Below are 20,338 nucleotides of genomic sequence, written 5' to 3'. Positions count from 1 at the left end.
CCGGCATCGCTTGCACCGTTCCGGCGAGCCAGCGACGTGAGCGGCAAGCGTCGCAACGACTGCGCCCGGATTCACTGCTGCCGCATCGTCATGCCCGCGAAGCAGGCATTCGTGACGTTTCGACGTGCCGGTGGACATCGATTCCCGCTTGGGCGGAATGACGACGGCCGATCCTCCGCGCGCGGTGTCGTATTCGCCGGCCCTCAACGAAGGAGCGGGCCGAAGCCCGCTCCCGTGAATCACCGCTGGAATCCGCGTGGCGTCACTTCGCCGCGCGTTTCGCCGCCGGACGCTTCGTCGCCGCCGGCTTGCCGCCGAGCTTCTTCACCTCGCGCGAGAGGTCGTCGACGCGCGCGTTGAGCGCCTTGAGTTCGGTCTGGCCCGGAATGCCGAGGCGGCCGAGCGCCTTCGAGACGCGGTCCTCGAACACCTTCTCGAGCTTGTCCCAGGTTTCCTGGCTGCGCTCGCGCACCTGGCCGAGCGTCGTCTCGACGTTGCCGCGCGCCTCGTTCATCCTGGCTTCGGTGAACTTGCGCGTCTTCGCGTCGAGCGCGGTGCCTTCCTTGACCAGCGCCTCGAACAGCTTGCTGCCTTCCTCCTGCGCCTTGGCGAATGCGCCGAGGCCGGCGAGCCAGATCTGCTGGGCCGAATCCATCACGGTCTTGCTGATGCCGCGCGCGTCCTTCACGGCTTCTGGAGCTGACTTGCTGCGGGCTTTCAGTTTGGGCTTGGCCATCGTCGCGTCTCCACTGGATGCGGCGTCCGCCGCGAGTGGCGCGATCTTTTCGGCTTCGCCTAGAGCAGACACACTAGGCGTGCCCGTCCGCCGAGTGTCGTCGAATGACTCGCGCCTTGCGGCACGAACGGCGGCCTCAAGCGAGTTGCTCGTCGAGCTTGCGTTCGATCTCGCGCTCGATCATCGGCTTCATCGCGCTCATGAGGAAACCGAGTTCGACGCGCACGTGCAGGTCGGCCTTGCCGACCGCGATGTGTCCCTTCACGCCGCTGCGATCGAACAGCAGCTTGTCGCCGTCCCAGTGATGCTCGATGCCGTATTCCTTCGCGATCGACTTGGCGACGCGTTCGACGGCGGCCTTCGCGGTCTTGAGCGGCTTCGTGTGCGAGCGCCTGATGTCGATGACGGCCATGCGTGCCTCGTGCTCCGGTGGGGCGGGGCGCACATGATGCCCGATGCGCTGCGCGGATGGGGACGGCCGCCGTGGACGAGGTCCAGCGGGCCTTGTGCTAGAGTTCCGAATAGGCCAGTGAATCAATGCGATGCGACTCAGTTTTGCGAGCGGCGAGCGCGCCGACTTCAGCATGGATGGCGGTGTCGTCAACCTCGGCAGCGCGGGAGGCAACGGGGTCGTGCTCGCGGGCAAGGACGTCGCGCCCTGGCATGCGCGGCTCGCCCTCGACGCGCGCGGCATCGTGCTCGAGGTGATGGACCCGACCGCACGCACGCACGTCAACGGTCGGCCCGTGCGTGAGAAGGCGCTGCTCCGCTGCGGCGACACGGTCTGCCTCGGCAGCACCGTGATCGTGCTGCGCGCCGAGCCCGATGCGATCGGCGCCGCGACGCTGCCGCCCGTGCGCGCCGCGGCCGCGGCACCGACGCAACCCGCGCGGGTCGTCCTGCGCGGTGTTTCCGGGCGCCATTTCGGCAAGGCGATCGCGGTCAACCAGCGTCTCGTCGTCGGCACGGGTGCGGGTTGCGACCTCGTCCTCGACGAGTCGCGCGTCGCGTCGCGCCATGCGGTGGTCGAACTCGAGGGCGATCGCCTCTGGCTGCGCAATCTCGATTCCGGCGACGGAACGCTCGTCAACGGCATCCGCGTGCACAACGCCGCGATCCACGCCGGCGACCAGCTCGCGTTCGAGCACAGCCATTTCGTCGTCGAGGCGCCGGGCCTGCCGGCACGCGGCGGCGCGACCGATCCGTTCGGCGACGTCGACGCCGCGGCCGGCGACGCCGGGACGCCCGCGGCCGACGGCGAGGTGGTTTCCGCCCACGGCGGCATCTGGTGGTTGATCGGTGCCGCCGCGCTGATTGCCGTCCTGCTCGTGCTGCTCATCCACCGCGGCATCTGATCAATTCGCATAAGGCCTGCGAGGGGCTTGCTGCGGCGCCGCATAATGCGGTAGGAATGCTCTCCCGGTTCGGCGTCAGGAGAGTTACGTGAGTCGCGGATACAACTTCAGCGCGGGCCCCGCCGTGCTGCCCGAAGACGTGTTGCGCCAAGCTCAGGCGGAACTGCTCGAGTGGAGCGGTGCGCGCGCGTCGGTCATGGAGATCAGCCACCGCGGCAAGGACTTCATCGCGCTCGCCGAGCAGGCCGAACAGGACCTGCGCGACCTGCTCGCGGTGCCGTCGAACTACAAGGTCCTGTTCCTGCAGGGCGGTGCGACGCAGCATTTCGCGCAGATCCCGCTCAACTTCGCGCGCCGCGATCAGGCGGTCGATTACGTGCTCACTGGCGACTGGAGCGAGAAGGCGGCGAAGGAAGCCAAGCCGCTCGCGCAGGTGCGCATCGCCGCGAGTTCCGCCGACAGCAACTACGACCGCATCCCCGCGCGCGCGGAATGGAACCTCGACGCCTCGGCTGCGTACGTGCACGTGACGCCCAACGAGACGATCCGCGGCGTCGAATTCCACGACATCCCCGACGTCGGCGGCGCTCCGCTGATCGGCGACGTCTCCTCGACGATCCTGTCGCGGCCGTTCGACGTGTCCAAGTACGCGCTGCTCTATGCCGGTGCGCAGAAGAACATCGGGCCGTCAGGGCTCGTCGTCATGGTCGTGCGCGACGACCTGCTCGAGCGCTGCCCGAAGGACATCCCGAAGATCTTCAACTACGCCGAGCACGCCGCGCAGGGCTCGATGCTCAACACGCCGAACACCTGGGGCTGGTACCTCGCCGGCCTCGTGTTCAAGTGGGTGAAGGCGCAGGGCGGCGTCGCCGCGATGGCCGCGCGCAATCGCGCCAAGGCCGAGCTCCTGTACGGCTACATCGACCGCTCGGGTTACTACCGCAATCCGGTCGAGAAGTCGGCGCGCTCGTGGATGAACGTCCCGTTCACGCTGCCGCGCGAGGAACTCGACGCCGCGTTCCTCAAGCAGTCGGAAGCGGCCGGCCTGCTCGCGCTCAAGGGCCATCGCGCGGTCGGTGGCATGCGCGCGTCGATCTACAACGCGATGCCGCTCGAAGGTGTGCAGGCACTCGTCGACTTCATGAAGGACTTCGCTGCGCGCAACGGGTGACGTCACGCCACGAAGCCAAGCCTGAAACACGAAGGACACGAAGGAAGAGGAGTTCAGAAAAGCCTGAGACACGGAGCACACGGAGCCCACGCAGGGACGCTGTCCCGGTGAATGCCCATGCTCTTGCTTTCTCCGTGTGCTCCGCGTGCTCCGTGTTTCAATCTTTCGCTTCTCGTTCGCCAGCCTGCTTCCTTCGTGTCCTTCGTTTCCTTCGTGTTTCAATCTTTTCCTTCACCGTACATTCGCCCAGAGGCCTGATCGAACGTGTTCAAGATCCAGACGCTCAACAACATTTCGCGCAACGGCCTCGATCGTCTGCCGGCGAACCTCTACAGCGTCGCCAACGAAGTCGCGGCGCCCGACGCGGTGCTCGTGCGCTCGGCCGACATGCACAAGGCGCCGATCGCGGCGAGCGTGAAGGCGATCGCGCGCGCGGGTGCAGGCACCAACAACATCCCGGTCACGGATCTGTCCGCGCGCGGCGTGCCGGTGTTCAACGCGCCGGGCGCGAATGCGAATGCGGTGAAGGAACTGGTCGTCGCCGGCATGCTGCTCGCGGCGCGCAACATCGCCGACGCGCTCGGCTTCGTGCGTGACCTCGACGCGTCGGGTGACCTCCACCACAAGGTCGAGGCGGAGAAGAAGCGTTTCGTCGGTACCGAGCTCGCCGGCAAGACGCTCGGCGTGGTCGGCCTCGGCGCGATCGGCGTGAAGGTCGCCAACGCGGCGTACGCGCTCGGCATGCGCGTGATCGGTTTCGATCCGCACATGACCGTCGACGGCGCATGGCAGCTGTCGGCCGAAGTCGCGAAAGCCGGTTCGCTCGCCGAGTTGTTCGCGGCGTCGGATTACCTCACGTTCCACGTGCCGCTCAACGACAAGACGCGCGGTGCGTTCGGCGCGCAGGCGCTCGAGAGCGTGCGCCCGGGCATCGTTCTGCTCAACTTCGCGCGTGAAGGCATCGTCGACGCCGCCGCGTTGCGCAAGGGCCTCGCCGACGGCCGCATCGGCCGCTATGTGTCGGATTTCCCCGAGGCGGACCTGCTCGGCGATCCGCGCGTGATCGCGTTGCCGCACCTCGGCGCCTCGACCGGAGAGGCGGAGGAGAACTGCGCGCTCATGGTGGTCGACCAGCTGCGCGACTTCCTCGAGCACGGCAACGTGCGCAACTCGGTCAACTTCCCGGAGACGCGCATGGCGCGCACGGGCAGCGCGCGCATCTGCATCGCCAACAGCAACCGCCCGAACATGATCGGCCAGCTGTCGCACGTGCTCGGCGAAGCCGGCGTGAACATCGCGCAGATGCACAACGCGTCGCGCGGCGAGCTCGCCTACAGCCTCATCGACGTCGACTCGCCGGTACCGGAGTCGCTGGTCGCCGCGATCGCCTCGATCGACGGCATCCTGTCCGTACGCGTGATCGGAAACTGAAGCCATGAGCGACGACGCCGCGACGCCCCCCGCACCCAATCTCGCCGAGGTGCGCGCGCGCATCGACGGCATCGACCGCCAGATCCAGGCGCTGATCGCCGAGCGCGCGAATTTCGCGCACCAGGTCGGCAAGGCGAAGGGCAAGCTCGCGGCGGCGGTCGACTATTACCGGCCGGAGCGCGAAGCGCAGGTGCTGCGCATGGTGGTCGACCGCAACGAGGGGCCGCTCAGCGACGAAGTGCTCGTGCACCTGTTCCGCGAGATCATGTCGGCCTGCCTCGCCCAGCAGGAGCCGCTGAAGGTCGGCTACCTCGGTCCCGAGGGCACGTTCAGCCAACAGGCGGTGCACAAGCATTTCGGCCGTTCCGCGCACGGCCTGCCGATGGCGAGCATCGAGGAGGTGTTCCAGGAAGTCGAAGCGGGCAACGCCGACTTCGGCGTCGTTCCGGTCGAGAATTCCGGGCAGGGCACGATCCAGGTCACGCTCGACATGTTCCTCACCTCGAACCTCAAGATCTGCGGCGAAGTGGAACTGCGCGTGCACCAGTTCCTGCTGTCGCGCTCGGGTCGCATCGAGGACATCGAGCGCATCTACGCGCACCCGCAGTCGTTCGCGCAGACGGCCGGCTGGCTGCGCTCGAACCTGCCCAAGGTCGAGAAGATCCCGGTGTCGAGCAATGCCGAAGGCGCGCGCCGCGCACGCAACGCGGACGACGCCGCGGCGATCGGCGGCGAATCGGCCGGCCACGTCTACGGCCTCAAGAAGGTCATCATGAAGTCGATCGAGGACCACGCGGACAACACGACGCGCTTCCTCGTGCTCGGCCGGCAGGTCTTCCCGAGCTCGGGCCACGACCGCACGTCCGTGCTCGTCTTCATCAAGGACCAGCCCGGCGCGCTGTTCAACGTGCTGAGTCCGTTCGCGCGGCACGGCATCAGCATGAACCGCATCGAGTCGCGGCCGTCGCACCAGGCGAAGTGGGAATACGGCTTCTTCATCGACCTCGCCGGCCACGTCGAGGACGATGCGATGAAGGCCGCGTTGCACGAACTCGAAGAGCACGCCGCGCAGGTGAAGGTGCTCGGATCCTACCCGGTGGCGGTGCCGTGAGCGCCGAACCCCGGCGCGACGGCGCGTCGTTCGACGCCAGCCGGCTCGCCAATCCGGCCACGGCGGCGTTGCGTGCGTACGACCCCGGTCACGACCTGCCGGCGCTGCGGCAGCGCTTCGGCGCGGCCATCGCCGAACTCGGCTCGAACGAGAATCCGCTCGGGCCGAGCCCGCTCGCACTCGAGGCGATGCGCGCCGCGCTCGCCGAGAGCTGGCGCTATCCGGATCCGCGCGGTGCGGCACTGAAGAACGCGCTCGCACGGCGGCTCGGCGTCGGCGCCGACCGCATCGCGCTCGGCAACGGCTCGCACGAACTGCTCATGTTGCTCGCGCAATGCTTCGCCGACCCGGCCCATTCGATCGTGTTCTCGCAGTACGGCTTCGCCGTGTTCCCGATCGCGACCGCGGCTGCCGGTGCTCAGCCGATCCGCGTGCCCGCGTTGCCGCGCGACCATGCCTCGGCGCCGTTCGGCCACGATCTCGACGCGCTCGCCGCGGCGGTGCAGGGCGACACGCGCATCGTCTATCTCGCCAATCCGAACAATCCGACCGGCACGTGGTTCGACGACGATGCGCTCGCGCGCTTCCTCGCGCGCGTGCCAGGCGACGTACTCGTCGTCGTCGACGAGGCCTACCATGAGTACGTCGATGCACCCGGCCTCGGCACCGCGCTGCGCTTCGCCGAGCGCCATCCGAACCTCGTCGTCACGCGCACGTTCTCGAAGGCGTACGCGCTCGCCGGCCTGCGCGTCGGCTACCTCGTCGCGCACGCGAGCGTCGTCGCCGTGCTCGAACGCCTGCGCGAATCGTTCAACGTCAACCACGTCGCGCTCGCCGGCGCCGCCGCCGCGCTCGCCGACGGCACGCATCTCGCGTCCGTGCGCGCGTTCAACCGCGACGAGCGGGCCTGGCTGCGCGACGGCCTCGCGGCGCGCGGCTATGCGGTACTGCCGTCGCAGACGAACTTCCTGCTCGTCGATCTCGCGTGCGACGCGGCCTCGTTCGAGCGCCACCTGTTCGAGTGCGGCGTGATCGTGCGTCCGATGGGCGGCTACGGCCTCGGCCATACCGTGCGCATCAGCATCGGCAGCCGCGCGGAGAACCAGCGCCTGCTGGACGCGCTGCCGTGAGCGGACACACCTGGACCACCGGGCCGGCGTCGGCGCTCGCCGGCGAAATCGTCGTCCCCGGCGACAAGTCGATCTCGCACCGCGCGATCATGCTCGCCGCGCTCGCCGACGGGACTTCGCAGGTGGAAGGGTTCCTCGAAGGCGAGGACACGCGCGCGACCGCGCGCATCTTCGCCGACCTCGGCGTGCGCATCGAGACGCCGAACGCGTCGCGCCGCGTCGTGCACGGCGTCGGCCTGGACGGCCTGCGCGAAGCAGCGCGGCCGCTCGACTGCGGCAATTCAGGCACTGGCATGCGCCTGCTCTGCGGCGTACTCGCCGGACAGGCGTTCGCGTCGACCCTCGTCGGCGACGAATCGCTGTCGCGCCGGCCGATGGGCCGCGTGACCGAGCCGCTGGCCGCGATGGGTGCGCGCATCGACACACGCGACGGCGGGCTGCCGCCGCTGCGCATCACCGGTGGCAGCCGGCTGCGTGGCATCGCGTACGCGACGCCCGTCGCGAGTGCGCAGGTGAAATCGGCGGTGCTGCTCGCCGGCCTCTATGCCGAGGGCGAAACCGAAGTGCGCGAAGCGCACCCGACGCGCGACTACACCGAGCGCATGCTCGCCGCGTTCGGCTGGCCGATCGCGTTCGAGCCGGGCAGGGCGCGCCTCGCCGGCGGGCATCGCCTGCGCGCGACCGACGTGGTCGTGCCGGCGGACTTTTCCTCTGCCGCGTTCTTCCTCGTCGCGGCGAGCATCGTGCCGGGTTCGCGCGTTCTGCTGCGCGCGGTCGGCCTCAACCCGCGGCGCACCGGCCTGCTGCAGGCCTTGCGGCTGATGGGGGCGGACATCCGCGAGCACGCCGCGCGCGAGCAGGGCGGCGAAACCGTCGCCGATCTCGAGGTGCGCCACGCCCGCCTGCGCGGCATCGACGTGCCGCTCGACCTCGTGCCGGACATGATCGACGAGTTCCCCGCGCTGTTCGCCGCCGCGGCGGTCGCCGACGGCACGACGCGCGTGCGCGGCGCGGCCGAACTGCGGGTCAAGGAGTCCGATCGCATCGCGGTCATGGCCGAAGGCCTGCGGCGCCTCGGCATCACCATCGACGAGACGCCGGACGGCGCCACGATCGCCGGGGGACGCCTCGATGGCGGCGAGGTCGACAGCGCGGGCGACCACCGTATCGCGATGAGCTTCGCGGTCGCCGGCGCGGTCGCGCGGGCGCCCGTGCGCATCGACGACTGCGCCAACGTGGCGACCTCGTTCCCCGGGTTTCCGGCGCTCGCCCGCGGCATCGGCCTCGCCCTCGCCGAAACCTGAACGCGCGGCGGCGCCGCGCCGGTCCGTCCGGTCTGCGATGGGGATCACGGTTCGGGCGGTTCTCAACATAGAATTGCCGCCTTTCGCCTAGCCGAGCCGCCATGACCAAGCCCGACAAGCCCGTCCCCGTGCTCACGATCGACGGGCCTTCCGGCTCCGGCAAGGGCACGATCAGCCGCGCGGTCGCCGACGCGCTCGGCTGGCACCTGCTCGATTCGGGCGCGATCTACCGCGCGGTCGGCTACGCGGCGGGCATGGCCGGGATCGACCTGTCCGACGCTGCCGCGGTCACCCGTTGCGCGGAAACCACGAAAATCGTGTTCCGCGACCCGAAGGACGGCGGCGAAACCCGGGTCGTCGTCAACGGCCACGACGCGACCGACGAACTGCGCACGGAAACCTGCGGGGCGGCCGCCTCGGCGATCGCCGCGATTCCCGCCGTGCGGGCCGCCTTGTTCGACAAGCAGCGCGCGTTCCGCCGGTCGCCCGGGCTGGTCGCCGACGGGCGGGACATGGGCACCGTGGTCTTCAGCGACGCCGAGCACAAGATCTTCCTCACCGCGAGTGCGGAGGAGCGCGCAAGGAGGCGCTATAAGCAGTTGAAGGAAAAGGGGTTGACTGTTACACTCTCGTCCCTTTTGCGCGAGATCGAAGCCCGCGACGAACGCGACGCGACCCGCAAGGTGGCGCCGCTGAAGCCGGCGGCAGGGGCAGTGGTCATCGACAGCACGGCGATTCCGATCGATCAGGTGATCGCGCGCGTGCTCGCGGTGGTGCGACCCGGCTGAGCCATCGCGCGAGGGGAAAACGCCGGCGTGTGCCGGCAAACGCAACGGTGCGGCGTCTAACGCACCTTCTGAAGGTGGGTTGTCGACCCGGTCCGGGCGGCGGCCTGTTCCCACTGGAATCAACATGACTGAAAGTTTCGCTGAACTGTTCGAGCAGAGCCAATCGCTCGCCAAGCTGCGCTCCGGCGCGATCGTCACCGGTACCGTGGTCGAGATCCGTTCCGACGTCGTCGTCGTGAACGCCGGCCTCAAGTCCGAGGGCATCATCCCGATCGAACAGTTCAAGAACGAGCGGGGTGAGCTCGAAATCCATGTCGGCGACGACGTCAAGGTCGCCCTCGACGCGATCGAGAACGGCTTCGGCGAGACGATGCTCTCGCGCGAGAAGGCCAAGCGTTCGCTGGTGTGGGACGAGCTCGAGGAAGCACAGACCGCCAATGCCGCCATCACCGGCCGCATCTCCGGCAAGGTCAAGGGGGGCTTCACCGTCGACATCAAGGACGTCCGCGCATTCCTGCCGGGCTCGCTGGTCGACGTGCGCCCGGTGCGCGACCCGTCGTACCTCGAGGGCAAGGAACTCGAGTTCAAGATCATCAAGCTCGACCGCAAGCGCAACAACGTGGTCGTTTCGCGCCGCGCCGTCGTCGAGAGCGAGTTCAGCGCCGAGCGCGAGCAGCTGCTCGACAAGCTGACCGAAGGCGCCGTCGTCAAGGGCGTGGTCAAGAACCTCACCGATTACGGTGCGTTCGTCGACCTCGGCGGCATCGACGGCCTGCTGCACATCACCGACATGGCGTGGAAGCGCGTTCGCCATCCGAGCGAAGTCGTCAATGTCGGCGACGAGCTCGAAGTGCGCGTGCTCAAGTTCGATCGCGAGCGCAACCGCGTCTCGCTCGGCCTCAAGCAGCTCGGCGAGGATCCGTGGGTCGCGATCTCGCGTCGCTATCCGACCGGCACGCGCCTGTTCGGCAAGGTCTCCAATGTCACCGACTACGGCTGCTTCGTCGAGCTGGAGCCGGGCGTGGAAGGCCTCGTTCACGTGTCCGAGATGGACTGGACCAACAAGAACGTCAACCCGGCCAAGGTCGTCCAGGTCGGCGACGAAGTCGAGGTCATGGTTCTCGACGTGGATGAAGAACGTCGCCGCATCTCGCTCGGCATGAAGCAGACCCGCGCCAACCCGTGGGAAGCGTTCGCCGCGATCCACAAGAAGAACGACAAGGTCACCGGCACGATCAAGTCGATCACCGACTTCGGCATCTTCGTCGGCCTGGACGGCGGCATCGACGGCCTCGTGCACCTGTCCGACATCTCGTGGCAGACCACCGGCGAAGACCTCGTCCGCAACTTCAAGAAGGGCGACGAGATCGAGGCGGTCGTGCTCGCGGTCGATCCGGAGCGCGAGCGCATCTCGCTCGGCATCAAGCAGCTCGAGCAGGATCCGTTCGGCCAGTTCATGGCGTCGCATCCGCGCGGCAGCATCCTCACCGGCACCGTGCGCGAAGTGGACGCCAAGGGTGCGACGATCGACATCGGCGAAGGCATCGAGGGCTACCTGCGCGCGAACGACATCGCCAAGGAACGCGTCGACGACGCCACGCAGTACCTCAAGGTCGGCGACAAGGTCGAAGCGAAGTTCGTGGGCATGGACCGCAAGGGCCGCAGCCTGCAGCTGTCGATCCGCGCGAAGGACGAGGACGAGCTCGCCAGCACGCTGGAGGAATACCAGAGTGCGACCGGCGGCACGACCAAGCTCGGCGCGCTGCTCAAGGAACAGCTGAACCGTTGATGCTTCACGCGGCGCGCGGGTCCACCGCGCGCCGCTCCGCTGCATGCGCGCACCGGCGACGGTGCGCGTTTTTTTGGACCGGCAATCTCCATTTTCGAAAACCGCGATGACCAAGTCCGAGCTGATCGAGGCCCTTGCACAGCGTCAGAAGCATCTCGCCGCCAATGACGTCGAACTCGCCGTCAAGAGCGTGCTGGAGCAGATGAGCCATTCGCTGTCGACCGGCGAACGCATAGAGATCCGCGGTTTCGGCAGCTTCTCGCTGCACTACCGCCCGCCGCGCATGGGCCGCAATCCGAAGACCGGCGACTCGGTCGCGCTGCCTGGCAAGCATGTGCCGCACTTCAAGCCGGGCAAGGAATTGCGCGAGCGCGTGAACGGCAACGGCGACGCGTCGTCCGACGCTTCCTGACCCTGCTGGTGCGCGGCGACGGCACCGGACCCGCTATCATCCGCGAGTCCGAACGCCGCGATCTTCCATGCGCCTGATCCTGATCGTCCTGCTCCTGTCCGTCGTCGTGGCCGGTGCGCTGTTCGGCGCACTCAACGGCGCGCCGGTCGGGGTCGACTTCTACTTCTTCCGTTGCGAACTGCCGCTCGGCGGTGCGCTGCTCGGTGCGCTCGTGCTCGGCTGGCTGCTCGGTGGCCTCGTCGCCTGGCTCGGCCACCTGCCGCGGCTGAGCCGGCAGCAACGCACGATCCGTGACCTCCACGCGCGCGATCGCCACCGCGCCGAAGGCCGTGACGACGCATGAACAACGTGATCGCCCTGCTGTTCCTGCTGCTGCCGGTCGCCGCGTTCTCCGGTTGGGTGCTCGGCCGGCGGCGCAGCGAGCGCACCTCGGGCGCGCGCGTGAGCGAACTGTCGACGAGCTACTTCCGCGGCCTCAACTACCTGCTCAACGAGCAGCAGGACAAGGCGATCGAGGTGTTCCTCAAGCTCGCCGAGATCAATCGCGACACGGTCGAGACGCACCTCGCGCTCGGCAACCTGTTCCGTCGCCGCGGCGAGGTCGACCGCGCGATCCGCGTGCACCAGAACCTCATCGCGCGGCCGAACCTGAGCCAGGAAGAGAAGACCGTCGCGCTGCTCGAACTCGGCGAGGACTACATGCGCGCCGGCCTGCTCGATCGGGCCGAGACCCTGTTCGCCGACCTCGTCGCGATGGACGCGCTGGCGCCGTCGGCGCTGCGCCACCTCATCGCGATCTACCAGCACGAACGCGACTGGGACAAGGCGATCGAGCACGCACAGCGCCTCGAGCGCGCGACCGGCGAGCCGCAGAGTGCGATGATCGCGCAGTTCCATTGCGAGCTCGCCGACCAGGCGCGCGCGCAGGGCGCGCGCGACGACGCGCGGCGCCACGTCGACGACGCCTTCGCGGTCGAGCCCGAGTGCGTGCGCGCGAGCATGATCCTCGGCCACATCGAGGCGGCCAACGGCGACCTCGACGCGGCGATCCGCGCGTTCGAGCGCGTCGCCGACCTCGACATCGACTACGTGCCGGAAATCCTCTCGCCGTTGCTCGACAGCTACGCGCGCGCGCAGCGGATGCAGCGCGCCGAGGAATTCCTGCTCGACATCACCGAGCGCTACCAGGGCGTGTCGCCCGTGCTCGCGCTGGCGAAGCTGTACGCGACCACGCGCGGCGAGGACGCCGCGGTCGATTTCCTCAACCGCATGCTGCGCCAGCGGCCGTCGGTGCGCGCGCTGATGGCGCTCATCGACGTCAACCTGCACACCGCGAGCGGCGAGGCGCGCGAGAATTTCCTCACCCTGCGCGACCTCACGCGCCAGCTCGTCGAGGGCAAGGCGATGTACCGCTGCAACCGCTGCGGGTTCGGCGCGAAGGCGCACCACTGGCAATGCCCGAGCTGCAAGAGCTGGGGTTCGGTGCGGCCGATCCACGGCGTGGTCGGCGAGTAGGGCGGCGGCCTCGCGCATGGCCGGTGGATACGGCGTGTCCCTGTCGAGTTTCGCGACGATCGTCGCCTCCGCCGCGGTCGCGGCGATCGCCACGGCGCTGGCGATCCGCTACGCGCATCGCCGGCACCTGTACGACCTGCCCGGGCAGCGTCGTTCGCACGACGTGGCGACGCCTCGCGGTGGAGGCATCGCGATCGTCGCCGCGATGATCGCCGGTGGCGTCGCACTGGCGATCCGGGAAGGCCGATCGGACTACCTGCCGTTGCTGTTGCCGCCGTTCCTCGGCGTCGCGTGGGTCGGCTGGCTCGACGATCACGGCGGGCTGTCGGCACTCAAGCGCCTGGCCATGCACGCGGTCGCGGCAGCGTGGGTGTGCGCCGGGCCCTTGCTGCTGTCCTGGGGGATCCCGATTCCCGACACGCATGTCGACGTATGGGCGGTGATCGCCGCATCGATCGCGATGTTCGCCGTCGTCTGGTCGATCAACCTGCACAACTTCATGGACGGCATCAACGGCCTGCTGGCGTGGCAGGCGATCTTCGTGTTCGCCGCGCTCGCCGTGCTGTTCGCCTGGCGCGAGGGCGATGGCGCCACCCTGTGCATGGCGTGTGCGGCCGCCTGCATCGGCTTCCTGCCGTTCAACTTTCCGCGCGCGCTGATCTTCATGGGTGATGTCGGCAGCGGCGCGCTCGGTTTCGCCCTCGCGGTGGCCGTGATCTGGCAAGTCGCCAATGACACGATCGCGGCGGCGAGCGGCCTCGTCCTCTGTTCCGCCTTCGCGACCGATGCGACCTGCACGCTGCTGTCGCGCATGCTCGGCGGGCGGCGTTGGTATAGTGCGCACCGCGAGCACCTGTACCAGTGGCTCGTGCGCAGCGGCTTCTCGCACGCCCGGGTCGTCGCGTTCTACATGGGCTGGAACGTGCTGGTCGCGCTGCCTGTCGCTCTCTACATGAATCGCACGCCGCAGATCCCGATGCCCGCAGGACTCACGCCCTCCGTCGCCGTCTACACCCTCGCCGTCGCCGCCTGGTGGGTCGGCAAGCGCTGGTGCGTGCGTCGCGTGCGCCAACGGAGCGCCCATGCTGCCGCGTAGGGCCGTCGCCGCGATCCACCCGCGCCTCGCGGTCGTCGTGCACGACACGTTCATGGTGTGGCTCGCCTGGAGCGCGGTGAGCATGATGCGCTGGTCGCTCGCACCGAATCCTTCGCCGGTCTCGCTGTTCGGGCCGGAGGTGTGGATCGTGATCGCCGCGCAGGGCGCGATCTTCTGGTGGACCGGGCTGTACAAGGGCCTGTGGCGCTTCGCGAGCCTGCCCGACCTCTGGAACATCGCCAAGGCGGCCGTGCTCGGCGCGTTCGCGATCGCGATGGCGCTCGCGATCTACAACCGCCTCGAGACCGTGCCGCGCACGGTGCTCGTCGTCTATCCGCTCGTGCTCGCGTTGCTGCTCGGCGCGCCGCGCCTGCTGTACCGCTACTGGAAGGACAGCCGGCTCGACTTCGTGTCGCGTGCGCCGAGCCAGCGGGTGCTCGTGCTCGGCGCGGGCAAGGCCGGCGAGGCACTCGTGCGCGACCTGCGTCGCGAGAACCGTTACGCCGCCGTCGGTTTCCTCGACGACGATCCTGGGCTGCGCGGCGCGCGCGTGCACGGCGTGCCCGTGCTCGGTTCGATCGACCAATTGCCGCAGCTCGCGCGCGAGACGGCCGCGGAAATGCTCGTGATCGCGATGCCGGCCGCGAACAAGGTGCAGATGCGCCGCGCGGTGGACCTGTGCGAAGCGACCGACCTGCCGTTTCGCACCGTGCCGCGGCTCGAGGATGTCGTCGCCGGCCGCTCGAGCTTCAACGAACTCAAGGAAGTGGCGATCGAGGACCTGCTCGGGCGCGAACCCGTGCGCCTGGACTGGACCGCGATTCGCACGCGGCTCGCCGGGCGGCGCGTGCTCGTCACCGGTGGCGGCGGTTCGATCGGCTCCGAGCTGTGCCGCCAGGTCGCGCGCCTCGGCGTCGAATCGCTGAGCGTGCTCGACCAGTCCGAGTACAACCTCTACACGATCGAGCAGGAACTGCGTCGCGACTATCCCGACCTGCTGCTCAACGCCTGGCTCGGCGACTGCGGCGACGCGATGGCCTGCGAGCGCGTGTTCGCCGAGGCGCGACCGGAAGTCGTGTTCCACGCCGCCGCCTACAAGCACGTGCCGTTGCTGCAGGGGCAGGTGCGCGAGGCGTTCCGCAACAACGTGCTCGGCACGCGTGTCGTCGCCGAGGCGGCCGACCGCCACGGCACCGACAGTTTCGTGCTGATCTCGACGGACAAGGCGGTCAACCCGACCAGCGTGATGGGCGCGTGCAAGCGCGTCGCCGAACTGTTCTGCCAGAACTTCGCGCAGCACTCGCGCACGCACTTCATCACGGTGCGGTTCGGCAACGTGCTCGATTCCGCCGGTTCGGTCGTGCCGCGCTTCCGCGAACAGATCCGCGCGGGCGGCCCGGTGACCGTGACGCACCCGGAGATCACGCGCTATTTCATGACCATCCCCGAGGCGTGCCAGCTCATCCTGCAGGCCGCGGTGCTCGGGCAGGGCGGTGAGATCTTCGCACTCGACATGGGCGAGCCGGTGAAGATCCGCGACCTCGCCGAGCAGATGATCCGCCTCGCCGGCAAGCACGAAGGCAGCGACGTCGCGATCGTGTACACCGGCCTGCGGCCCGGCGAGAAGCTGTTCGAGGAACTGTTCCACCCGCAGGAGCGCTATACCGATACCGCGCATGCGAAGATCTTCCTCGCCCAGCCGCGCAGCATGGCGTGGCCGCTGCTGACCGCACAGCTCGGCAAGGCCGAAGCGGCAGTGCGCGAATTCGACCAGGAGGCATTGCGTCGCATCCTCGACCAGTTGCTGCCCGAGTTCGCTTCGATCGAGGCGGCGCAGGACAACGTCGTCACGTTCGGCACGCGCTGAACCGGACAACCCAAGGACATCGAACAAGGACAATCGCATGAGCAAGCGTTTGCGCAAGGTGGTCTTCCCCGTCGCCGGACTCGGCACGCGTTTCCTGCCGGCGACCAAGGTGGTCGCGAAGGAGATGCTGCCGGTGCTGGACCGTCCGCTGATCCAGTACGCGGTCGACGAGGCGGTCGACGCCGGCGCCGACACGCTCGTGTTCGTGACGAATCGCTACAAGCACGCGATCGCCGACTATTTCGACAAGGCCTACGAACTCGAGAGCAAGCTCGCCCAATCCGGCAAGAACGACCTGCTCGCGATGGTGCAGGGCACCCTGCCCAAGCACGTGCGCTGCGTGTTCGTGACGCAGCCGGAGGCGCTCGGCCTCGGCCATGCCGTGCTGTGCGCGAAACCCGTGGTCGGCGACGAGCCGTTCGGCGTGGTGCTGCCCGACGACCTCATCTGGAACGGCAAGGGGCCCGGCGCGTTGCGCCAGATGGCCGAACTTGCTGACGCGCAGCACGCGGGCGTGATCGCGGTCGAGGAAGTGCCGCGCGACCAGACCAACAAGTACGGCATCGTCGACGCGTCGCCCGTGTCCGAACGTGCCGCGAAGGTCAAGCTCGTGGTCGAGAAGCCGAAGCCGGAGGTCGCGCCCTCGAACCTCGCGATCGTCGGCCGCTACGTGCTGCCCGGGCGCATCTTCGAACTGCTCGAGAAGACGACGCCGGGTGCCGGCGGCGAAATCCAGCTGACCGACGCGATCGAGGCGCTGCTCGGCGAGCAGAGCGTGCTCGCGTACCGCTTCGAGGGCACGCGCTTCGACTGCGGCAACAAGCTCGGCCTGGTCAAGGCGACGCTCGCGATGGCACTCGCCGATCCGGCACTCGCGCCGGCGACGCGCGAATTCATCGCGGACGTGCGCTGAGACGTCGCGACGGGCGGGCGCAGGTGTTGTGCAGTACAGGCAGCGATCGCTGGCGCATGCCGTAGCATTTGCCTAGAATTCCACCGGGGCCGTCGCAGCCCGGCACAGGGGACTCTAACGATGGAAGGGATCGACCGGTTTCGCCGCGGCGTCGCGGCTTCGCTGGTGCTCGCATCGATCATCGCGAGTCGCCTCGCCGTCGCCGGCAGCCCGGCTGCGCTGACGGTCACGATCGACGACTCGCATGATTTCGCCCGGCTCGGCGGCTACCTCGACTACACCGTCACGGTCGCCAATACCGGCGGCGCCGATGCGACCGGCGTGACCCTCGCGAACGCATTCCCGCCGCAGCTCGATGCCGCCTTCACGACCTGGATCTGCCTGCCGAGCGGCGTCGGCGCGACCTGCACCGACAGTGGCTCCGGCCCGCTCGTCGACGCGAACATGGCGATTCCCGCCGGCAACAGCCTGACCTGGCTCGTGCACGCGCCCGTGCGCGTCGACGCGAGCGGCGACTCGATCGACAACACGGTCAGCGCCACGTGGAACTCGACCACGGCCAGCGCGACCGACAGCGATGCGCTCGTGATCTTCCGTGAAGGTTTCGACACGCCGTACGGCGACGGTTCGTGAGCGTGATCGCGGCCGCGTGACCGTTCCGGCATGGATCTCAGCTACATCCTGAACCAGCTCGGCGAGGAGCGCGAACGCTATTTCGGCGCGGTCGCGCCACCGATCGTGCAATCGTCGATCTTCGCGTTCCCGAGCGTGGAAGCAATGCGCGCGGGTTTCCGCGACGAGTTCGGCCGGCACGTCTACACGCGTGGCAACAATCCGACCGTCGAGATCCTGCGCCGCAAGGTCGCCGCGCTCGAAGGCGCCGAGGACTGCCTCATGTTCGGCAGCGGCGCCGCGGCGATCTCGGCGGGCGTGATCGCCTGCGTCGCCGGCGGCGATCACGTCGTCTGCGTCGCCCGGCCGTACAGCTGGACGCGCGCGGTGCTGAAGGACCTGCTCGGGCGATTCGGCGTCGCCACCACGTTCGTCGACGGCACCGACATGGCGAACTTCGAGGCGGCGCTCACTGAACGCACCAGCCTGATCGTGCTCGAAAGCCCGAACTCGATGACGTTCGAGCAGCAGGACCTCGCCGCGGTCGCCGCGCTCGCGCGCGCGCGCGGCATCCGCACGCTCTGCGACAACAGCTACGCGACGCCGCTGAACCAGTCGCCGATCGCGCTCGGCATCGATCTCGTCGCGCACTCGGCGACGAAGTATCTCAACGGCCACAGCGACGTCGTCGCGGGCGTGCTGTGCGGCCGCACCGAACTCGTCCGCGAGGTCTTCCGTGGGCCGTACATGACGCTCGGCGCGATCCTCGCGCCGCACGACGCCTGGCTCATGATCCGCGGCCTGCGCACCTTGCCGATCCGCATGCAGCGCATCGCCGCGACGACCGCGGTCGTGCTCGCCTACCTCGAGGCGCATCCGCGCGTGCGCCGCGTGCATTCGCCGCGGGCATCGGACAACGCGCAGCTCGGCCTGACCGAGCGGCAGCTGAAAGGGGCGAGCGGGCTGCTCACGATCGAGCTCGCGACCGACGAGGTCGCCGCCGTCGAGCGATTCTGCGACGGCCTCACGCGTTTCCTCATGACGGTGTCGTGGGGCGGCTACGAGTCGCTCGCGTTCCCGGTCTGCGCGGTGTTCCCGCGCGACGCGGCGATGCGTCCCGCGCAGGGCGTGCCGCTCAATTTCGTCCGGCTGTCGATCGGCCTGGAAGAGCCCGACGTGCTCGTCGGCGATCTCGAGGCGGCGCTGCAGAGGCTGTAGCCGAGCCGGTCAGACCCCGAACAGGCGCCAGCTCAGGGCGAACGTCGCCGCCGCGAACACGAACAGCAGCAGCGAAACCAGCTTGAGCAGGCGCGCGGCGCGCAATGCGGCTTCGCCGTGGCGCACGGGCGTGTCGCGCAAGACGCGCGCGCCCGCCACCGGCCAGCGCTGCTGCGCGGCCGCTGCACGGGCCCGGCGCAGCGCGTGGATAGCCAGCACGAACAGGCACGCGGCGCTCGCGGCGACGGCGATGCCGATCCAGTGGCGCATCTGCACGACGAGATCCTCGATCGAGGATGCGATCGCGCGTTCGATCAACCAGCGCTGCGCGAAGTACACGAGCGCGGCCGCCGCGGGTACGGCGAGCGCGAGCACGAGCGCGGTCGTTCGGCGCAGGCGGGTATCGGCGCGCTGGATATCGGTCGTCATGCCACCCCCGGGGAAGTGCGCGCACTATAGCGAGGGCCGGTCGCGAGCGAAGCGCCGTCCGTCGCCGAATCGCCGCGCTGGTCGCGGCTGCTATGCTTGCGCGATGGACCTCCGATTCATGCTCGCCGCGCTGTGCGCGCTCACCCTGGCCGCGTGCCAGACGCTCGGTCGGCCGCCGGCGGGTGCCGCGTCGCCGGCGACGACGTCCGTGCAGGGCGAATACGACAACCACGAGCAGGTCTGGAGCGCGCGCGAGAACACGGCGATGATCGCGCCGCCGCACGTGCTCGTCGCGATCGAAGGCACGCCGCGCGAGGACTGGACGATCTGGCACGTGCGCCTCGACGCCTCGACGCCGATCGAAGCCGCGTGGGCGCTGCGCCGGACGACGGCCGCGGACGGCAGCATCGTCTGGTTGCCGCATCGCCCGACGATCGCCGAGCCCGGCCGCGGCAAGGACTTCGATGTCGCGCAATGGATCGCGCTGGACGCGTGCGCGCTGCGTGGCCGCGCCGGCGCGCACGGCCTGCAGCTCGCCGCGGACGTGAACGCGTGCGCAGTGATCGCGCCGGGCGTCGGCGCCAGCGCCGCGTTGCTTCCACTCGCGGTCGAGCGCGACGGCGAATGGTTGCGCGTGCGGCTCTACGTCGACCAGGCGCGCGGCGCCGAAGCACGCGAGGATCTTCGGCTCGTGCGGCGCTTCCAGGGCTGGGCTGCCCTCAACGGCGGCGGTCCGACCGCGGCCGCGGACAGCAACGACTGGCACACCGATCGCAAGGTCGGCCTCGGCAACGAAGGCGGACGCTACGCGCTCGCGTACCGCGACGGTCGTCCGTCGGGCTACTCGCTCGCGCTCGAGCGCCTGACCTATCGCGACGGCAACGTCCCGGTGCTCAAGCTGTCGGTCGTCGACGATGCGAGCGGACGCACGCTCGCCTATGCGTGGACGAATCCGGAAGCGACGCGTATCGGCATCAACCTCGGCTGGGTGCAGGTCGGATTGGAATCCGCTGCGATCGGTCCGGCGTCGCCCTAGTCGCCGACGAGCCGCGGATCGACGGCGATCGCGCTTCAATCGTCTACCCGCGGCCGACCGTGGCCGCATGTTCGTGCACGGCAGGAACCTCATGGAACATATCGCCTGGAGCGACTTCGAGAAGGTGCTGCTCGTTGCCGGCACGGTCACGCGCGTCGAACGGTTTCCCGAGGCGCGCAAGCCCGCCTACAAGATCTGGGTCGATTTCGGCCCGTACGGCGAGAAGAAGACGAGCGCACAGGTAACGGCCTTGTACGCACCGGACGATCTCGTCGGCCGGCAGGTCGTCGGCGTGATCAACTTCCCGCCGAAGCAGGTCGGTCCGTTCGTTTCGGAGTTCCTGCTCACGGGTTTCCCGACAGAGCAGGGCGTCGTCGTCGGCGCGATCGAACGACCGGTGCCGAACGGAACGCGGCTCGCCTGAC

The 20,338-nt window shown here is 68.9% G+C and carries 21 protein-coding genes; 18 read left to right on the top strand and 3 right to left on the bottom strand.

What is annotated here, in order from left to right; translation table 11 throughout:
* Nucleotides 1-262 precede the first annotated feature (262 nt).
* Together FHW12_RS02365 and FHW12_RS02360 are read right to left on the bottom strand one after the other, a co-directional pair.
* Complete coding sequence (locus tag FHW12_RS02365) at nucleotides 263-736, bottom strand: phasin family protein (RefSeq protein WP_182529382.1); 474 nt, start codon at nucleotides 734-736, stop codon at nucleotides 263-265.
* Between the two features lie 136 nt (nucleotides 737-872).
* Nucleotides 873-1,148 carry a polyhydroxyalkanoic acid system family protein gene (locus FHW12_RS02360; RefSeq protein ID WP_182529381.1) on the bottom strand — a complete coding sequence of 92 codons (276 nt, stop codon included), beginning with the start codon at nucleotides 1,146-1,148 and terminating at the stop codon, nucleotides 873-875.
* A 130-nt stretch (nucleotides 1,149-1,278) separates the two neighbouring features.
* Between FHW12_RS02360 and FHW12_RS02355 the strand changes: the two genes are divergently transcribed.
* The 16 genes from FHW12_RS02355 (at nucleotide 1,279) to FHW12_RS02280 (ending at nucleotide 18,448) form a co-directional block, all read left to right on the top strand.
* Nucleotides 1,279-2,091 (top strand): FHA domain-containing protein, encoded by an 813-nt coding sequence (locus FHW12_RS02355; protein ID WP_182529380.1) that lies wholly within the window; start codon nucleotides 1,279-1,281, stop codon nucleotides 2,089-2,091.
* A gap of 88 nt (nucleotides 2,092-2,179) precedes the next feature.
* Nucleotides 2,180-3,262, top strand: coding sequence for a 3-phosphoserine/phosphohydroxythreonine transaminase (gene serC / locus FHW12_RS02350; RefSeq protein WP_182529379.1), 1,083 nt, complete (start codon nucleotides 2,180-2,182; stop codon nucleotides 3,260-3,262).
* A 264-nt stretch (nucleotides 3,263-3,526) separates the two neighbouring features.
* Nucleotides 3,527-4,693, top strand: coding sequence for a phosphoglycerate dehydrogenase (locus tag FHW12_RS02345; RefSeq protein ID WP_182529378.1), 1,167 nt, complete (start codon nucleotides 3,527-3,529; stop codon nucleotides 4,691-4,693).
* A gap of 4 nt (nucleotides 4,694-4,697) precedes the next feature.
* Complete coding sequence (gene pheA / locus FHW12_RS02340; protein ID WP_182529377.1) at nucleotides 4,698-5,804, top strand: prephenate dehydratase; 1,107 nt, start codon at nucleotides 4,698-4,700, stop codon at nucleotides 5,802-5,804.
* Nucleotides 5,801-6,934 carry a histidinol-phosphate transaminase gene (hisC, locus tag FHW12_RS02335; protein WP_182529376.1) on the top strand — a complete coding sequence of 378 codons (1,134 nt, stop codon included), beginning with the start codon at nucleotides 5,801-5,803 and terminating at the stop codon, nucleotides 6,932-6,934. Before pheA ends, hisC begins: the two co-directional genes overlap by 4 nt.
* Nucleotides 6,931-8,238 carry a 3-phosphoshikimate 1-carboxyvinyltransferase gene (aroA, locus tag FHW12_RS02330; protein ID WP_182529375.1) on the top strand — a complete coding sequence of 436 codons (1,308 nt, stop codon included), beginning with the start codon at nucleotides 6,931-6,933 and terminating at the stop codon, nucleotides 8,236-8,238. The genes hisC and aroA overlap by 4 nt, the downstream gene beginning before the upstream one ends.
* Nucleotides 8,239-8,339: 101 nt before the next feature.
* Nucleotides 8,340-9,026, top strand: a complete 687-nt coding sequence (cmk, locus tag FHW12_RS02325) for a (d)CMP kinase (RefSeq protein WP_182529374.1) — start codon at nucleotides 8,340-8,342, stop codon at nucleotides 9,024-9,026.
* 124 nt (nucleotides 9,027-9,150) lie between these two features.
* A complete protein-coding gene (rpsA, locus tag FHW12_RS02320; RefSeq protein WP_182529373.1) occupies nucleotides 9,151-10,815 on the top strand; it encodes a 30S ribosomal protein S1 in 1,665 nt (554 codons plus the stop codon).
* A gap of 106 nt (nucleotides 10,816-10,921) precedes the next feature.
* Complete coding sequence (locus FHW12_RS02315) at nucleotides 10,922-11,227, top strand: integration host factor subunit beta (protein WP_182530113.1); 306 nt, start codon at nucleotides 10,922-10,924, stop codon at nucleotides 11,225-11,227.
* A 67-nt stretch (nucleotides 11,228-11,294) separates the two neighbouring features.
* Nucleotides 11,295-11,570, top strand: a complete 276-nt coding sequence (locus FHW12_RS02310; protein WP_182529372.1) for a lipopolysaccharide assembly protein LapA domain-containing protein — start codon at nucleotides 11,295-11,297, stop codon at nucleotides 11,568-11,570.
* Nucleotides 11,567-12,742, top strand: a complete 1,176-nt coding sequence (gene lapB / locus FHW12_RS02305; protein WP_182529371.1) for a lipopolysaccharide assembly protein LapB — start codon at nucleotides 11,567-11,569, stop codon at nucleotides 12,740-12,742. The genes FHW12_RS02310 and lapB overlap by 4 nt, the downstream gene beginning before the upstream one ends.
* 34 nt (nucleotides 12,743-12,776) lie before the next feature.
* Nucleotides 12,777-13,838 (top strand): MraY family glycosyltransferase, encoded by a 1,062-nt coding sequence (locus FHW12_RS02300; protein ID WP_182529370.1) that lies wholly within the window; start codon nucleotides 12,777-12,779, stop codon nucleotides 13,836-13,838.
* On the top strand, nucleotides 13,825-15,705 hold the full coding sequence (locus tag FHW12_RS02295) for a polysaccharide biosynthesis protein (RefSeq protein ID WP_182529369.1): 1,881 nt from the start codon (nucleotides 13,825-13,827) through the stop codon (nucleotides 15,703-15,705). The genes FHW12_RS02300 and FHW12_RS02295 overlap by 14 nt, the downstream gene beginning before the upstream one ends.
* Nucleotides 15,706-15,742: 37 nt before the next feature.
* Nucleotides 15,743-16,618, top strand: a complete 876-nt coding sequence (gene galU, locus FHW12_RS02290; protein ID WP_182529368.1) for a UTP--glucose-1-phosphate uridylyltransferase GalU — start codon at nucleotides 15,743-15,745, stop codon at nucleotides 16,616-16,618.
* A 120-nt stretch (nucleotides 16,619-16,738) separates the two neighbouring features.
* On the top strand, nucleotides 16,739-17,251 hold the full coding sequence (locus FHW12_RS02285) for a DUF11 domain-containing protein (protein WP_182529367.1): 513 nt from the start codon (nucleotides 16,739-16,741) through the stop codon (nucleotides 17,249-17,251).
* A 30-nt stretch (nucleotides 17,252-17,281) separates the two neighbouring features.
* Complete coding sequence (locus FHW12_RS02280) at nucleotides 17,282-18,448, top strand: trans-sulfuration enzyme family protein (RefSeq protein WP_182529366.1); 1,167 nt, start codon at nucleotides 17,282-17,284, stop codon at nucleotides 18,446-18,448.
* 9 nt (nucleotides 18,449-18,457) lie between these two features.
* On the opposite strand, the gene FHW12_RS02275 is transcribed toward FHW12_RS02280, so the two are convergent.
* Nucleotides 18,458-18,877 carry a hypothetical protein gene (locus FHW12_RS02275; protein ID WP_182529365.1) on the bottom strand — a complete coding sequence of 140 codons (420 nt, stop codon included), beginning with the start codon at nucleotides 18,875-18,877 and terminating at the stop codon, nucleotides 18,458-18,460.
* A 103-nt stretch (nucleotides 18,878-18,980) separates the two neighbouring features.
* On the opposite strand from FHW12_RS02275, the gene FHW12_RS02270 reads away from it, so the two are divergent.
* Both FHW12_RS02270 and FHW12_RS02265 read left to right on the top strand, forming a co-directional pair.
* The gene (locus tag FHW12_RS02270) at nucleotides 18,981-19,913 is read left to right on the top strand and encodes a hypothetical protein (protein WP_182529364.1); all 933 of its coding nucleotides are present in this window, start codon (nucleotides 18,981-18,983) and stop codon (nucleotides 19,911-19,913) included.
* A gap of 91 nt (nucleotides 19,914-20,004) precedes the next feature.
* A complete protein-coding gene (locus FHW12_RS02265) occupies nucleotides 20,005-20,337 on the top strand; it encodes a tRNA-binding protein (protein ID WP_182529363.1) in 333 nt (110 codons plus the stop codon).
* Nucleotide 20,338 lies beyond the last annotated feature (1 nt).

Source organism: Dokdonella fugitiva (assembly GCF_014138265.1).
Lineage (GTDB): Bacteria > Pseudomonadota > Gammaproteobacteria > Xanthomonadales > Rhodanobacteraceae > Dokdonella_A > Dokdonella_A fugitiva_A.
This window is presented reverse-complemented; position numbering and strand designations above follow the sequence as displayed.

Coding starts and splice junctions, on each gene's coding strand:
- lapB (WP_182529371.1), top strand. CDS start 11,567: ATGAACAACGTGATCGCCCTGCTGTTCCTGCTGCTGCCGGTCGCCGCG.
- rpsA (WP_182529373.1), top strand. CDS start 9,151: ATGACTGAAAGTTTCGCTGAACTGTTCGAGCAGAGCCAATCGCTCGCC.
- FHW12_RS02265 (WP_182529363.1), top strand. CDS start 20,005: ATGGAACATATCGCCTGGAGCGACTTCGAGAAGGTGCTGCTCGTTGCC.
- FHW12_RS02285 (WP_182529367.1), top strand. CDS start 16,739: ATGGAAGGGATCGACCGGTTTCGCCGCGGCGTCGCGGCTTCGCTGGTG.
- FHW12_RS02275 (WP_182529365.1), bottom strand. CDS start 18,877: ATGACGACCGATATCCAGCGCGCCGATACCCGCCTGCGCCGAACGACC.
- FHW12_RS02270 (WP_182529364.1), top strand. CDS start 18,981: ATGGACCTCCGATTCATGCTCGCCGCGCTGTGCGCGCTCACCCTGGCC.
- FHW12_RS02355 (WP_182529380.1), top strand. CDS start 1,279: ATGCGACTCAGTTTTGCGAGCGGCGAGCGCGCCGACTTCAGCATGGAT.
- FHW12_RS02295 (WP_182529369.1), top strand. CDS start 13,825: ATGCTGCCGCGTAGGGCCGTCGCCGCGATCCACCCGCGCCTCGCGGTC.
- FHW12_RS02310 (WP_182529372.1), top strand. CDS start 11,295: ATGCGCCTGATCCTGATCGTCCTGCTCCTGTCCGTCGTCGTGGCCGGT.
- FHW12_RS02280 (WP_182529366.1), top strand. CDS start 17,282: ATGGATCTCAGCTACATCCTGAACCAGCTCGGCGAGGAGCGCGAACGC.
- galU (WP_182529368.1), top strand. CDS start 15,743: ATGAGCAAGCGTTTGCGCAAGGTGGTCTTCCCCGTCGCCGGACTCGGC.
- cmk (WP_182529374.1), top strand. CDS start 8,340: ATGACCAAGCCCGACAAGCCCGTCCCCGTGCTCACGATCGACGGGCCT.
- FHW12_RS02365 (WP_182529382.1), bottom strand. CDS start 736: ATGGCCAAGCCCAAACTGAAAGCCCGCAGCAAGTCAGCTCCAGAAGCC.
- pheA (WP_182529377.1), top strand. CDS start 4,698: ATGAGCGACGACGCCGCGACGCCCCCCGCACCCAATCTCGCCGAGGTG.
- FHW12_RS02360 (WP_182529381.1), bottom strand. CDS start 1,148: ATGGCCGTCATCGACATCAGGCGCTCGCACACGAAGCCGCTCAAGACC.
- FHW12_RS02315 (WP_182530113.1), top strand. CDS start 10,922: ATGACCAAGTCCGAGCTGATCGAGGCCCTTGCACAGCGTCAGAAGCAT.